Origin of the sequence: Mesorhizobium cantuariense (assembly GCF_042647205.1) — a bacterium.
Taxonomy (GTDB): domain Bacteria; phylum Pseudomonadota; class Alphaproteobacteria; order Rhizobiales; family Rhizobiaceae; genus Mesorhizobium; species Mesorhizobium cantuariense.
Map to the genome: position 1 here is coordinate 5,742,902 of NZ_JBHRVD010000001.1, position 14,599 is coordinate 5,757,500.

Annotated in this window: 9 protein-coding genes, 1 tRNA gene and 2 rRNA genes (1 of these 12 only partly in view); all 12 read right to left on the bottom strand. The window is 62.3% G+C overall.

The annotated features are described in order from the left end of the window. Positions 1-2 precede the first annotated feature (2 nt). A complete protein-coding gene (locus ACFOJ9_RS28020) occupies positions 3-1,619 on the bottom strand; it encodes a GMC family oxidoreductase (protein ID WP_378983584.1) in 1,617 nt (538 codons plus the stop codon). Then, a complete protein-coding gene (locus ACFOJ9_RS28025) occupies positions 1,616-3,130 on the bottom strand; it encodes an FGGY-family carbohydrate kinase (protein WP_378983586.1) in 1,515 nt (504 codons plus the stop codon). The genes ACFOJ9_RS28020 and ACFOJ9_RS28025 overlap by 4 nt, the downstream gene beginning before the upstream one ends. Positions 3,131-3,152: 22 nt before the next feature. Continuing rightward, positions 3,153-3,995, bottom strand: a complete 843-nt coding sequence (locus ACFOJ9_RS28030; protein WP_449288650.1) for a class I fructose-bisphosphate aldolase — start codon at positions 3,993-3,995, stop codon at positions 3,153-3,155. Continuing rightward, the gene (locus ACFOJ9_RS28035) at positions 3,986-5,683 is read right to left on the bottom strand and encodes a glycerol-3-phosphate dehydrogenase/oxidase (protein ID WP_378983589.1); all 1,698 of its coding nucleotides are present in this window, start codon (positions 5,681-5,683) and stop codon (positions 3,986-3,988) included. The genes ACFOJ9_RS28030 and ACFOJ9_RS28035 overlap by 10 nt, the downstream gene beginning before the upstream one ends. A gap of 19 nt (positions 5,684-5,702) precedes the next feature. Beyond that, the gene (locus ACFOJ9_RS28040; protein WP_378983592.1) at positions 5,703-6,698 is read right to left on the bottom strand and encodes an aldo/keto reductase; all 996 of its coding nucleotides are present in this window, start codon (positions 6,696-6,698) and stop codon (positions 5,703-5,705) included. Beyond that, on the bottom strand, positions 6,695-7,675 hold the full coding sequence (locus ACFOJ9_RS28045) for a sugar-binding transcriptional regulator (RefSeq protein WP_378983594.1): 981 nt from the start codon (positions 7,673-7,675) through the stop codon (positions 6,695-6,697). Before ACFOJ9_RS28045 ends, ACFOJ9_RS28040 begins: the two co-directional genes overlap by 4 nt. A gap of 23 nt (positions 7,676-7,698) precedes the next feature. Next, on the bottom strand, positions 7,699-8,685 hold the full coding sequence (locus tag ACFOJ9_RS28050) for an ABC transporter permease (protein WP_378983597.1): 987 nt from the start codon (positions 8,683-8,685) through the stop codon (positions 7,699-7,701). Between the two features lie 19 nt (positions 8,686-8,704). Beyond that, positions 8,705-10,240, bottom strand: coding sequence for a sugar ABC transporter ATP-binding protein (locus tag ACFOJ9_RS28055; protein ID WP_378983600.1), 1,536 nt, complete (start codon positions 10,238-10,240; stop codon positions 8,705-8,707). 91 nt (positions 10,241-10,331) lie between these two features. Beyond that, positions 10,332-11,363, bottom strand: a complete 1,032-nt coding sequence (locus tag ACFOJ9_RS28060; RefSeq protein WP_378983602.1) for a substrate-binding domain-containing protein — start codon at positions 11,361-11,363, stop codon at positions 10,332-10,334. Positions 11,364-12,028: 665 nt separating this feature from the next. Then, a tRNA-Met gene (locus tag ACFOJ9_RS28065) sits at positions 12,029-12,105 on the bottom strand. A gap of 153 nt (positions 12,106-12,258) precedes the next feature. Next, positions 12,259-12,373 (bottom strand): 5S ribosomal RNA (rrf, locus tag ACFOJ9_RS28070). A 280-nt stretch (positions 12,374-12,653) separates the two neighbouring features. Then, positions 12,654-14,599 (bottom strand): 23S ribosomal RNA (locus ACFOJ9_RS28075); it runs 876 nt beyond the window's last position.

The following is a 14,599-nucleotide window of genomic DNA, read 5'->3' on the forward strand; positions in this document are numbered from 1 at the left end:
GGTCAGCGGGCCTCTTGCAGGATCATCTCGGCTGCCTTCTCCGCGATCATGACGACCGGAGAGTTGGTGTTGCCCGAAACGATTGTCGGCATGATCGAGGCATCGACCACGCGCAGCCCGGCAAGCCCGTGAACACGCAGGCCGTCGTCGACCACCGCCATCGAGTCCGACCCCATCTTGCAGGTGCCGACGGGGTGGAAGATCGTCGTGCCAATATCGCCGGCCTTGCGGATGAGGTCTTCGTCGCTGTCATACTGCGTGCCGGGCAGCATCTCCTCCGGCGCAAAGCGCGCCACGGCCCGCGCCTTCATCAGACTGCGGACATGGCGCAACGAAGCGATGGCTACACTGCGGTCTCCCTCGGTGGAAAGATAGTTCGGCCGGATCTTCGCCGCCTCCCGCGCATCGGATGAACCCATGTGTACGCTGCCCCGACTTTCCGGACGCAGATTGCAGACCGAGACGGTGACCGCGGGAAAGCGATGCAGCGGCTCGCCCAGCCGGTCGGTGCTCAGTGGCTGCACATGATATTCGAGATCGGGCGTTGCAAGGCGCGGATCGCTCCTGGCGAAGATGCCGAGCTGGCTCGGCGCCATCGACAACGGCCCGCTGCGCTTGAGCGCGTATTCCAGTCCCATCGACGCACGGCTGAACAGATTGTGGTAGCGCTGGTTGAGCGTCGCGGTGTTGGCGACCTTGAAAACGGTGCGGATCTGCAGATGGTCCTGCAGATTTTCACCGACGCCCGGCAAGGCGTGATGAACATCCACGCCAATGCTCGAAAGCAGGTCGGGGCGACCCACCCCCGACAGTTCGAGCAGCTTCGGCGAGTTGATGGCGCCGGCTGCAAGGATCGTCTGTCCAGCGCGGACCTGATGCAGGCGGTCGCCTTGGCGGAAGACGAGTCCGGTTGCGCGCCGGCCGTCGAATTCGAGCCGCATGGTCTCCGCGCCGAGCACCACGCGCAGGTTCTTGCGCGCCGCAATGCCGCGCAGGAACGCCTTCGATGTGTTCCAGCGCACGCCCTTCCTCTGGTTGACCTCGAAATAGCCCGAGCCCTCATTGGTGCCGGTGTTGAAGTCCTCGGTGCGGGGAATGCCGAGTTCCTCGGCCGCGTCCCGGAAGGCGTCCAGGATCGGCCATGACAGCCGCTGCCGTTCGACCCGCCACTCGCCGCCGCTGCCGTGCATGGCGCTCCTGCCGCCATGGAAGTCTTCCGACTTGAGGAAGTAAGGCAGGACATCGTCCCAGCCCCAGCCGGCATTGCCGGCCTGACGCCAGCCATCATAGTCGGCCGCCTGGCCGCGCATGTAGATCATGCCGTTGATCGACGAACAGCCGCCAAGCACCTTGCCGCGCGGATAGTTGAGGCTGCGTCCATTGAGACCGGCTTCCGGCTCGGTCTTCATCATCCAGTCGGTGCGCGGGTTGCCCATGCAGAAGAGGTAGCCGATCGGGATATCGACCCAGTGATAGCGGTCGCTGCCGCCGGCCTCGAGCAGCAGCACACTGTTGCGCGGATCGGCCGAAAGCCGGTTGGCGAGCACGCAGCCGGCGGAGCCGGCACCGACGATGACGTAATCGTAACTGCCGAACGGGGACGGTGAAGCTTCAGTCACGTGCGCGCCTGCTGAGCGGCGATGCGCTCCCATATCGGGGTCATCGCCTGGTTGATCTCGCCGTACAGTCGATACCGCCGTGCATATGCGTCGGCAACCGCCTCGTTGGGTACAAAATGTCGGGCGGCCGCCGTCATGGCGGCGGCACCGGCACTGTAGTCCGCGAAGATGCCGACGCCGGTGCCCGCCGCGATCGCCGCTCCCAGGGCGCCGGTCTCGCGGCTGCGCGCCACGGTAACGGGCACGCCGAGCACGTCAGCGAAGATCTGCGGCCAGACCGTGCTGCGCGAGCCGCCGCCGGACAGCACCACCTGGTCGAAATCGGCGCCCGCTTTGTGCAGGGTCTCGACATGGCGCTTGTGCTCGAAGGCGACGCCCTCGAACAGCGCTCGAAGCAGATGTGCTCGGCTGTGCCAGCCGGCGATGCCGTAGAAGCCGGCGCGCGCATGGCCATTCTGCTGCGAGCCGTAGAGGAAGGGATGATAGATCGGGATATCGCTGTTCGGATCGACGGAAGCGACGAGTTCGCTGCACAATTCGAATGGCGACTTGCCGGCTTCGCCGCCATGCTCGATAAATTCGCGAACGATCCATTCGAGATTGGCGGCCGAGGTCGCGCTGGATTCGATCGCCAGATAGCGCTGGCGATCGAAAGTCGACAGCATGAAGATCGAAGGGTCGCGGGTCGGTTCGTCGGTGATAACCTGGTTGATGCTCCAGGTTCCGGCGATGACCGAGGCGGCACCGGTTCTGGTCACGCCCGAACCGACCGCGCTGGCGACGACATCGAACAGCCCGGCCACGACAGGCGTGCCCGCGCGCAGTCCCGTCAGGGCCGCCACCTCCTCGCTGACATGGCCGGCAATATCGGCCGATTCCAGCACCGGCGGCAGCAGGTCCATGCAATCGCCGAGCCCGTAGGCAGCAAGCAGGTCCGGCTCGTAGCGCCGATCCCGCATCTGCAGCAGGCCGCAGCCCGACATGTCTGATGTATCGCTGCTACGCGCGCCGGTCAGGCGGTTGACGACGAAATCCTTGCACAGGAAGACGGTGCCGATCCTGGCAAATAGCGGCGGAGAAAAGCGCTTGAGCCAGGCAAGCAGGGTTGGCGTCTGCGCCGCCCACGGCCGTTGCAGGCAGTGTGCATAGGTGCGGTCGCCGACATTCTGTTTTGCCCATTCGGCAACGATGCCGACCGCGCGCGTGTCGAGCGACTGGATGCCTATCAGCGGCGCACCCGTGCGATCGAGCGCGTAGAGCCCGTTGCCATGGCCGGCGCAGCCGATGGCGACGATGTCACCGGCGTCGATGCCGGCTTCCGCAATGCATTGACCGATGACCGAAACCGCGTTGCGCCAGAGCTCGTCGAGGTCGCGCTCGACATGTCCGGGCTTTGGCATGGACGAGCGGCCGTCGCGGGCGGCGAGCGCCAGCTCGCGCCCCGACAGATCGAAGAGGATGGCCTTGATGACGGTGTTGCCGGCATCGAGGCCGAGGATGTAGTTTGCCATTGGCGCCTCCCGAGGCCGCAGCCTATGCCTGGTTGTACAGGTCCCAGGCCACGCCGCCATCGGCATCGTCATGAATGATCGCCATCAGCCCGCGCACGACGGCACTCGGGTTGGCATGCTGGTAGATGTTGCGGCCATAGACCATGCCAAGCGAGCCCTGCGCCATCAAGGCAGCCGACTTGTCGAACACCGCACGCAGGTCCTCCTTGCCGCCCCCGCGCACCAGCACCGGGCAGCGCGCGGCCTCGACAACGCGGTGGAAGTCGTTGGGATCGGTGGTCGGATCGGCCTTGATGATATCGGCACCCATCTCGCGGGCAAGCCGGGTCAAGGTGACGATCTTTTCGGCATCGCCGTCGACCATGTAGCCGCCATGCTCAGTGACCGGCAGCATGGCCAGCGGCTCGATCATCAGCGGCAGGCCGTATTTCTCGCAATCGGCGCGCACGCGGGCGATGTTCTGCACGCATTGCCGGAACAGATCCGGCTCGTCGGGCAGCATGAACAGATTGACCACGACGCAAGCCGCATCCATCTCGATGGCGCCGAGCAAGGGCTCGGCTTCGTTCTGCAGCACCGCCCACATCGCCCGGTGGCGTGTCCTGTTGTAAGGATTGCCCATGTCGATGCGCATGACCAGCGCCGGCTTGTCCTTGCCCGGCACGGACTGCAGCAGATCGGCCTGGCCGTAGTTCATCTGGATGGCGTCGGGGCCGGCCTTGACCACCTGATTGACGACATTGGCCATGTCTTCAAGCCCGGCAAGGAAGCTCGGTTCGTTGCAGACGCCGTGATCGATGGCCACGTCGAGGCAACGGCCACCGCCGAACAGCCGGTTCATGCGGACTTTCTTGTTTACGCGCATAGGGCGCTCCTTTGATGTGTTTGGAGGTCGATGCCGTGCCGGTCTGCCAGCAGGGCCAGGAAGGTCGAGCGTTCGGCGGCGGCCTCGCTGGCGCTCCAGCCCTTGTGCGCCGCCAGCGTGTCGAGAACGGCGTTGATGAGATCGAAGCTGAGGCCACCCGAAATGGCAATGGTGGTGCGGCGCAGGAACAGGTCCGCAAGGCACTCGACCTGCTCACGCTCGATGATGTGCCCGATCTCGCTGGCCGAATAGTCCGACTGCGGCAGCATCTGTTCCCCCGCCTGGCGTGAAACGAAAGCCCTGGCCGACGTGCCGTAGCGCTGCAGAAGTGTGTGCGCGCGCTCGACCGGCAGGCCGTGCTCGGCGGCGAATGATGCGCACCAGGCCTGTGCATCGGCCGGGAAGTCGCGGCCACCACCGATGGCCATGTCCTGGGTTCCCATGCTGCGCTCGAGCCCCAGCCGCTTCAACGCCATATCGGCTGCCAGCGCCCCGAACGAACGGAAGGTCGTCCACTTGCCGCCGATCATGCACAGTGTCGCCGGCAGATGTCCGGCCGGTTCGACGAACTCGCAGAAATGGTCGCGCGGTATGCGGCCCGTAAAACTGTCTTCGCTGGCCGGCAATGGACGCACGCCGGCGAAGCGGAACACGATCTGGTTTTCGGCCACTCTGATCGAGGGAAAGACGAAAGCGAGTGACTGCAGGATGTAGCGCTGCTCGTCCTCCTCGCAGCGGACCAGGTCGGGATCATCGACCCGGATGTCAGTCGAACCGATCAGCACCTTGCCGAGATAGGGAAACAGGATGCAGATGCGCCCGTCCTCGTTCTCGTAATAGACCATGTGGCCGCCGAGCGCGTCGAACAGTTCGTTGTTGTCGACAATCAGATGCGAGCCCTTGGTGCCACCCATCATCCTCTGCGCCGCCGCCCCGATGGCCTTGTTGGTCAGGTCGATCCAGCCACCGGTGGCGTTAATGACCAGTTGCGGCCGCACCTGCAGTTGTTCGCCGGTCAACGTGTCGGTAATGGCAAGGCCGTCGCCGGTCGACGACACCTGTGCATAGTTCATGGCGAACGCGTTCGCCCCGCTCGCCGTGGCGTCCAGAAGCATCTCCAGGCCGAGGCGTTCGGGCCGACTTACCCAGGCGTCGTAATAGGTCGCCGAATTGCGGATCGCCGGATTGATCGCCGGCCATGTCTTCAGGGTCTCAGCTCGCCCCCGGAACCTGTGCGTCGGCATCAATCGCCGCGCGGCGGTGAACAGGTCATACATGGCAAGGCCGGTCTTGATCACCAGCGCGCCACGCCGGCTGGGCCGCCGCGTCAATCCCACGAAGCGCACCGCACCGTTAGCGAGGCCGGAGAAAATGTCGAAGATCGGCACCGTCGTCGGCAACGGGGCCACATAGTGCGGGGCATTCCTCAGCAAGCGGTCGCGTTCGAGCAGCGATTCGCGCACCAGTTTGAATTCGCCGTTTTCGAGATAGCGCAGGCCGCCATGCACCATGCGCGACAGGGCGGCACTTGCGCCACTGCAATAGTCGCCCTTTTCCGCCAGCACGACATCGACCCCTTGCAAGGCCAGTTCGCGAAAGACGCTGATGCCGTTGATGCCGCCACCAATGACGAGCACGGCAATGTCCGGCCGGTCGCGCAGACCGGCGATTGTATGGCTACGGTTCATCGGAGGCTGCCTTTTTTGCTCAGGCATCCATCGCGGTGAGATGCGCGGCTGCCGCGGCGTCGATTGCCGCAAGCTCGCTTGTCGCAAGCGTGATCTCGCCGGCCCGCGCATTGTCGAGCGCCTGTTCGGGATTACGCGCACCGCACAGGGCGAAAGTGATGCCCGGCTGGGCGAGCGTCCAGGCGATGACGATCTGCGCCATCGACGCCTGGTGGCTTTCGGCGATCGGGGCGATTGCCTCTTTCAGCTTTGCCACCTTCTGCCGGTTGCCCATCGAGAAGCGTGGATTGTCCTTGCGCTGGTCGTCGCCGCCGAATGTGCGCGCTGGGTCGACCGTGCCGGTGAGCAGGCCCAGCGCCAGTGAGGAGTAGCTGAGGGTGGCGATGTCATGGCGGCGGGTGATCGGCAGCAGGCTGCTCTCGATGTCGCGGTCGATCATCGAATAGCGCTCCTGGATCGCATCGAGCTGGCCGGCATCGATATAGTGGCCGAGATCCTCGGCGCTGATGTTGCTGGCGCCGATGGCGAGGATCTTGCCGGCCGCCCTCAGTCTTTCCAGCACCGCCATCGTCTCGGCGATCGGCGTCGTCGGGTCCTGCCAATGGGTGATGTAGAGGTCGATATGATCGGTGCCGAGACGCCGCAGGCTCTGCTCGACCTCATAGGCGATGCCGTCGGCGCCAAGATAACGATGCACCGGCTTGCCGTCCTGGTCGAAGAAATAGCCACCCTTGCCCGAATGCCAGTTCAGCCCGCATTTGGTCGCGATCACCACTTTGTCGCGCTTGCCCTTGATCGCGGCGCCGACAATCGCCTCGCTGCGGCCAAGGCCGTAGGCCGGTGCGGTGTCGATCAGGCTGAGGCCGGCGTCGATCGAGGCTTCGATCGCCCGCACCGATTCCTGCTCGTCGGTGCCGCCCCACATCCAGCCGCCAATGGCCCAGGTGCCCAGGCCCACAGCCGACGCCGATATGCCGGACTTGCCGATCTGCCGCTGGATCTGTCGAGAATTCATGCTGCCTCCTGTTCGGCCAGCTCGAGTATCTGGAGCCCGGTGGCCTCGTCCGTGACGATGGTGTCGAGATGATTTCCGCGCATGGCACTCAGGATCGGCGCGACCTTGCTGGGACCGCTTGCGATGCCGATGGAGCGCGGGATGGTCGCGAACTCGTCAAGCGTCAACGAGACCAGCGAACGGTTGAGCGAGTAGTTGCAAAGCTTGCCTTGGCGATCGATGAGATGAGCGAGCAGCTCGCCTGTCGCGCCGGACCTCTCGATCGCCTGGCGATCGGCGTTCGAGGACGGATGCAGATCATAGTAGCTGGAATCGTCGGTCAGGATGGAGCCGACACCCACCACCGCGACATCGGCCTCACGCGCCTTGCGAAACACGTCGGCGACGGAGCTGATGCCCATCAACATCTCGCGCTGCTGTGCGGTGTCGGCAAACAGCGGCGCATGGATCTGATAGGCGCGGCCGCCGAGCTTGTCGGCCATAAGCGAGGCGACGTGGTTGACGTCTGTGTAGTGCTTGCCTTGCACCAGTCCGGTGGCGGGGATGATTTCGACATCGTAGCGACGACCTGGCTTGAGGCCGGCGACCAGCGCGCTGACGCCCTTGCCGCCGGTGATCGAGATGGTGTCGCCATCCTTGATAGTGTCGAGCAGCAACCGTGCCGCCGCATCGCCGACCCGCTGCAGGGCTGTGTGCGGATTTTCGGAGACCGACGGCACCACCACCGCCCGCTCGATGCCGCCCAGAGCCACCAGCCGCGCCTCCAGGTCGACCAGATGGTCGATCGGTGACTTGATCTTGATCTCGACGAGGCCGAGCTGGTGGCCGCGCTTGATGAGCCGGTTGACGGTGGCGTGCGAGATGCCGAGTTCCCGGGCGATCTCGGCCTGGGTCTTGCCTTCGACATAGTGCAGGACAAGCGCCTGGTGCATCTGGCGGACAGCGGCGATGTCGTCGCGGGTGTTGGGGGGGGCCATGGTCTTGCTCGGTGCCTTGGAGTTCAGGACTTCTTGCGGTGCAGGAAGTGATCGATCGACACCGCCGCGAGCAGGATGCATCCCTTGATCATGTCCTGCCAATAGACCGAGATATCGAGCAGGATGAGCGAGCTGGTCACCACCGAGAGCAGTGCCATGCCGAGGATCGCCCCGAAGATGGTGCCCGAGCCACCATTCAGCGAGGCGCCGCCGATGACCGCCGCGGCGATGATGTTGAGCTCCATGCCGGCGCCGAAGGTCGGCGTCGCCGCGCCAAAGCGCGCCATGTAGATGACACCGGCCACTCCGGCGAGGGTCGAGCACAGCACCGTGACCCAGAACTTCACCTGATTGGTCCTGATGCCCGAGAACTGCGCGGCCTTCTCGTTGGAGCCGGTGTAGAAAACCTTGCGGAAGGCCGTGGCGCGACGCAGCAGGAAGTCGAAGATCGCCACCACGACGATGAAGATCAGGATGACATAGGGGATGTTGTTGAAGCTGCCCTGGCCGATGGCCTTGAAGGCCGGCGGCAAAGTGAACAGCGACAGCGGTGTGCCCTTGGTGACGACCAGGCACATGCCGCGCACGATGACCATGGCCGCCAGCGACGTGATGAAATGATTGAGGCCTATCACCGTGACGAAAAAGCCCATCGCCGCGCCGATCAGCGCGCTGACGCCGATGCCGATCAGGCTTGCCGTCCACGGATCGAGGCCGGCAAGGAACAGCGCGCCGGAGACCACCATCGAGAAACACACGACCGAGCCGACCGACAGGTCGATGCCGCCGACGATGAGCAGGATGGTCATGCCGACGACGACGATGCCTTCGATGGAAAAGCTCATCAGCATGGCGCGGAAATTGCCCCATGTCAGGAAGTGCGGCGAGGCAAAGCTCATGGCGATGCACAGCGCCAGGATGATGACGATCAGGCCGGCCTCGCGCATCGAGGCGAACTGAGCGAAATTGATGCGCCGCACGGCACCGGCGGCCTTGATCTCGGCGTGCACGAGCGCTTCTCCTGATTCCCTAGGCGACATTCTGGGCCTGCCTTTGAGTTGAACTGTTCTGAACGCCCGAGGCGAGCATGATGATGGCTTCCTCGCCGAGCTCGCTGGCGGAGAGTTCGCCGGCGATCCTGCCTTCGCGCACCACCAGGACGCGGTCGCACAGGCCGATCAGCTCCGGCAGTTCCGACGAGATGACAACGACACCGACACCGCTGCCGGCAAGCTGGCGCAGCAGCCGGTGGATCTCCACCTTGGCGCCGACATCGATGCCGCGCGTCGGCTCGTCCATGATGATGACCTTGGGATCGACGGACAGCTGCCTGGCGATGGCGACCTTCTGCTGGTTGCCGCCGCTCAGCGTCGAGACAGCGGCCTCGATGCCGGCCATGCGGACGCCGAGCCTGCCGGTCAGTTCCCGCGCTTGACGATCCTCGGCCTTGCGATCGAGCAGGCCGAGTGACCCGGTCAGCCTGGCGAGGTCGAGCGCCGAGATGTTCGCCGCGATCGGCAGATCGAGGAACACGCCGGAGCCTTTGCGATCCTCGGAGAGATAGACCAGCCCCGCCTTGACCGCATCGCCATAGCCGCGCAACCGCAGTTGCTTTCCGTCGAGCGCAACGGTTCCTGCCGTCATTGGCCTGAGGCCACAGACAGTTTGCGCGATCTCGCTGCGGCCGGCGCCGATGAGGCCGCCAATGCCGAGAATTTCACCAGCGCGAAGCTGCAGATCGATGTCGGCGAAGCGGCGACCATCGGAAAGCCCCTCGACCGAGAGGAGCAGGCGCCCGGGTTCTTGCGGCGCCAACTTGTCGGGATAGAGCTGGGTGATTTCGCGGCCGACCATCTTGCGCACGACATCGTCCGGTGAGATGGCTGCGATCGGATCGGTCGCCACGTAGCGACCATCGCGGAAGACGGTAACGCGGTCGCACAGCGAGAAGATCTCGGCCATGCGGTGGCTGATATAGACCACCGAAATGCCGCGCTCCTTGAGCCCGCGCACGATCGAGAACAGACGCTGCGCTTCGCTTTCAGTCAACGCCGCGGTCGGCTCATCAAGCATCAGCACCTTGCAGTCGAGCGTCAGCGCCTTGGCGATCTCGACGAGCTGCTGGTTGGAAATGGAAAGGTCGGCGACCCTGGTGCGCACCGGAATGGGGGCGAGCAGGTCCATGACCTTCTGGGCATCGGCGTAGAGCTTCTGGAAATTCATCAGCGGCGCGCGCCGACTGTTGATCGCGGCCATATAGATGTTTTCGGCAACCGTCGCATCCTGACAGAGCGCGATCTCCTGGTGGACAAGCGCGATGCCGAGGCGTTGAGCGGCCGCGGGCGAGTGGATCGAAACACGCTCGCCATCGATCAGGATGTCGCCCTCGTCGGGCTGCAATACACCGGCGATCATGTTCATCAACGTCGACTTGCCGGCGCCGTTCTCGCCGCACAGCGCATGGATTTCGCCGCGCCGCAGCTCGAACTGCACATCGCTCAGAGCCTTGACCGGGCCGAACGCCTTGGACAGGCCGCGGATTTCAAGAATGGGCGCCTGGGTCACGCCATGCTCCTGCGATGCTTGGGGGAGGAAGGAGGCCGAAGCCTCCTTCCTGGTTGGTTCGGCCTTGCGGAGGCCGAGGGCGAGACCGTGACTATTCCTCGATACCCTTGGTGCCGCGACGCTTCAGGTACTTGTCCCAGTAGAAGTCGTCCGCATTGTCCTTGGAGACGATGGAGAAGCCATTGTCGACGAAGGGCACGCTCATCGGGTTGAAGCCCGAACGCTTGGCGTCGTTCATCGGATCGATCAGGCCGGGATGCTTGGCCATCCACAACAGCATGAAGCCCATATAGCCCTGCATGCCCTGGTTGGGATTGACCGAGCCGAAGATCTCGCCGGCCTTGATCATGTCGAGGATCTTGGCATTGACGTCGGCGAGCATGACGCGGATCTTGCCGCCGCCTTCCTTGGCGGCCTGAGCAGCACCAATGGCCGAATTGGCCTCCGGCATGAACACGGCACCGAGGTCAGGATGCGCCTGCGCCAGGCTCAGAACCGCCTGATAGGCCTTGGTCGGATCCTGGTTCGAGGCGGCGCGGCCGACGAGCTTCATGTCGGGCCATTTGGCTTCCATGCGAGCGACGAAAGCGTTGACGCGCTTGTCGTGGTTGTCCTGACCGGGATTCTCCAGCACGGCATATTCGCCCTTGCTGTCCATCGCCTTGGCAACCGCGTCGGCGGCATAGGTGCCTTCGGCATTGTTGTCGGAGGTGATGTAGGAGACGCGCTTGGAATTCGGCGAGTCGGCGGCGAAGGTCACCACCGCGGTGCCCTGCTCGATGGCGCGGTTGATCGGCTCGATGAACGGATCGGAGTTCATCGGGTGCACCAGTATGCCGGCTGGCTTCTGCGCCAGCGCCTGGTCGAAGGTCGCGATCTGCTTGTTGACGTCGTATTCGGGCGTGCCCGTATAGGCGGTCTCGCAGCCGAACTGCTGGCCGGCCTGCTTGAACATTTCATAGACCGGGAACCAGTATTCGACGCCCGAGACCATGACGTTCATGACGTATTTTTCACCCGGCTCGCATTTGAACGGGTTGGGGGTTTCGGCGCGTGCCTGCATAGACCCGAAACAGGTCGATGCAGCCGCCGCGATCGCGAGCGTGCTCAGAAATTTGCGCAAGTTTCCTCCCTTGGCCGAAGCCATCCTCAATGACCGTCGCAGACGCTCTGCGAGCGCTGCCGTATGGATTGATTGAAGCCGACCTTCCTCCGAAAGCCGACGATCGGGACATTACAGCCCCGGCCCACGTTGTCAATATAATTCACATAGTGAAATATATTTCAGATTTGCTTCCGAGGGGACGCATACGTTCCGGTCGACGAAGCTGGTCGCGGCCGCCAAGGTCCCGTGCATGCTGGGCAAGGCCTTTCCGGCCTTTGGCGGCGAACCGGAGATGGTGGACTATCGGCGCGGGACTTCGCGTGGTGCCCGACCACCGGCCGCGTCGCCCGATCTTGTCTTTTGGTGGCGTCTATTCCGGGCGCAGCGTGGCGCTCCATGTCGCTTGGCCAAGAAATCAGCTGCTGGGGGCGACGCCCACAGGCTTGTTGTCCACGGGCGTTTTGATGGTCCAGCTTGCTTGCCGCGGTTAGTGGTCCAAACGCGAACAGCCCGCCGGCTTTGTGGCTGACGGGCTGATTGTTTGATTTGGTTGCGGGGACAGGATTGGTTTTTTGTCCCGCAGCTTTGGCTTCGCCTCCTTGCGGGCCCCCGAGCCAGGCAAATCGATGGCCACCACAGCCGAATATCAAAACGGCCCGCACGAGGCGGGCCGTTTTGATATTTGGTTGCGGGGACAGGATTTGAACCTGTGACCTTCAGGTTATGAGCCTGACGAGCTACCGGGCTGCTCCACCCCGCGTCAACCCTAAGCAAGCACTTGCTTGCTTTATTAGACGTAAGCCGAGGCCTACAGATAGGTATATGGCTGACCAAATGAAAGGGCCGCTTACGCGGCCCGTGATCCCTTGGCGGGCCTTATCGTAGAGAGAAGATTTCAACGTGCGTTTAGCAGACCTGGCAGCGACCTACTCTCCCGCGTCTTGAGACGAAGTACCATCAGCGCTGGAGCGTTTCACGGCCGAGTTCGGAATGGGATCGGGTGCAGCCGCTCCGCCATAACCACCAGGTCGGCAAAACGCACGTTGTTCGAGAAGCTTTTTGAGCGAATAGCGATGAGGGAGTAGCGAATAGGGAAGTCCCTACTCTTGCCCTCTCTCTGAGCTGTTCGCTGGTCTTATATGTGCCTTTACGTTCTTTTGGTCCTGGCGCCTTTCGAAGCGAAGCTTCGCAAGGTCGACCGACCGTCGGCGCTGATGCGCCGCACCCACGTAGCGCCGCCCGCAGGGCGGAACAAGCGTGAGTGAGAACAGATCATCTGACCTTGTCAGATGGGCATAAGGAATGAGAACGATCAAGCCGATCGAACTATTAGTACCGGTAAGCTTCAAGCGTTGCCGCTCTTCCACACCCGGCCTATCAACGTGGTCGTCTTCCACGGTTCTCAGGGAATACTCGTTTTAAGGTGGGTTTCCCGCTTAGATGCCTTCAGCGGTTATCCCGTCCGGATGTAGCTACCCTGCTATGCGGCTGGCGCCACAACAGGTCCACCAGAGATCCGTCCATCCCGGTCCTCTCGTACTAGGGACAGATCCTTTCAATATTCCTACACCCACGGCAGATAGGGACCGAACTGTCTCACGACGTTCTGAACCCAACTCACGTACCGCTTTAAATGGCGAACAGCCATACCCTTGGGACCTGCTCCAGCCCCAGGATGCGATGAGTCGACATCGAGGTGCCAAACAACCCCGTCGATATGGACTCTTGGGGGTCATCAGCCTGTTATCCCCGGCGTACCTTTTATCCGTTGAGCGATGGCCCTTCCACGCGGGACCACCGGATCACTATGACCGACTTTCGTCTCTGCTCGACTTGTCAGTCTCGCAGTCAGGCAGGCTTATGCCATTGCACTCAGCGAACGATTTCCGACCGTTCTGAGCCCACCATCGCGCGCCTCCGTTACTCTTTAGGAGGCGACCGCCCCAGTCAAACTACCCACCATACATTGTCCCGGACCCGGATAACGGGCCGCGGTTAGACATCCATAGTAATAAGGGTGGTATTTCAAGGGTGGCTCCACCTGAGCTGGCGCCCAGGTTTCAAAGCCTACCACCTATCCTACACATGCCACTACGAATGCCAATGTAAAGCTATAGTAAAGGTGCACGGGGTCTTTCCGTCTAACCGCAGGAACCCCGCATCTTCACGGGGAATTCAATTTCACTGAGTCTATGCTGGAGACAGCGGGGAAGTCGTTACGCCATTCGTGCAGGTCGGAACTTACCCGACAAGGAATTTCGCTACCTTAGGACCGTTATAGTTACGGCCGCCGTTTACTGGGGCTTCGATTCAGAGCTTGCACCCCTCCTCTTAACCTTCCAGCACCGGGCAGGCGTCAGACCCTATACGTCGTCTTGCGACTTCGCAGAGCCCTGTGTTTTTGATAAACAGTCGCTACCCCCTGGTCTGTGCCACCCTCCTCTACTTGCGTAGAAAAGGGTCACGCTTCTTCCGAAGTTACGCGTGCAATTTGCCGAGTTCCTTCAGCATAGTTCTCTCAAGCGCCTTGGTATACTCTACCAGACCACCAGTGTCGGTTTCGGGTACGGTTTATAAGGAGGAGCTATTTCCTGGAACCACGCAGCAGCCCGTTCAATCCGATAAGATTGGACTACCTCAATGATCCGTCACTACCTCCAAGCCCACGAATATTAACGTGGTTCCCATCGACTACGCGTTTCCGCCTCGTCTTAGGGGCCGGCTAACCCTGCTCAGATTAGCTTTAAGCAGGAACCCTTGGTCTTTCGGCGGGGGAGTCTCTCACTCCCCTTACGTTACTCATGTCAGCATTCGCACTTCTGATACCTCCACCACCCCTCACGGGTATGGCTTCATCAGCTTACAGAACGCTCCGCTACCGCTTGGCCCTTGCGGACCAAACCCTAAGCTTCGGTGTATGGCTTTAGCCCCGTTACATTTTCGGCGCAAAGACCCTTATTTAGACCAGTGAGCTGTTACGCTTTCTTTAAATGATGGCTGCTTCTAAGCCAACATCCTGGTTGTTTTGGGATCCTCACATCCTTTCCCACTTAGCCATAACTTGGGGACCTTAGCTGTAGGTCAGGGTTGTTTCCCTTTTCACGACGGACGTTAGCACCCGCCGTGTGTCTGCCGACTAGTACTCCCAGGTATTCGGAGTTTGGTTAGGTTTGGTAATCCGGTGAGGACCCCTAGCCCATCCAGTGCTCTACCCCCTGGGGTATTCGGTCGACGCTCTACCTAAATAGATTTCG

Coding starts and splice junctions, on each gene's coding strand:
- ACFOJ9_RS28025 (WP_378983586.1), bottom strand. CDS start 3,130: ATGGCAAACTACATCCTCGGCCTCGATGCCGGCAACACCGTCATCAAG.
- ACFOJ9_RS28030 (WP_449288650.1), bottom strand. CDS start 3,995: ATGCGCGTAAACAAGAAAGTCCGCATGAACCGGCTGTTCGGCGGTGGC.
- ACFOJ9_RS28035 (WP_378983589.1), bottom strand. CDS start 5,683: ATGAACCGTAGCCATACAATCGCCGGTCTGCGCGACCGGCCGGACATT.
- ACFOJ9_RS28040 (WP_378983592.1), bottom strand. CDS start 6,698: ATGAATTCTCGACAGATCCAGCGGCAGATCGGCAAGTCCGGCATATCG.
- ACFOJ9_RS28045 (WP_378983594.1), bottom strand. CDS start 7,675: ATGGCCCCCCCCAACACCCGCGACGACATCGCCGCTGTCCGCCAGATG.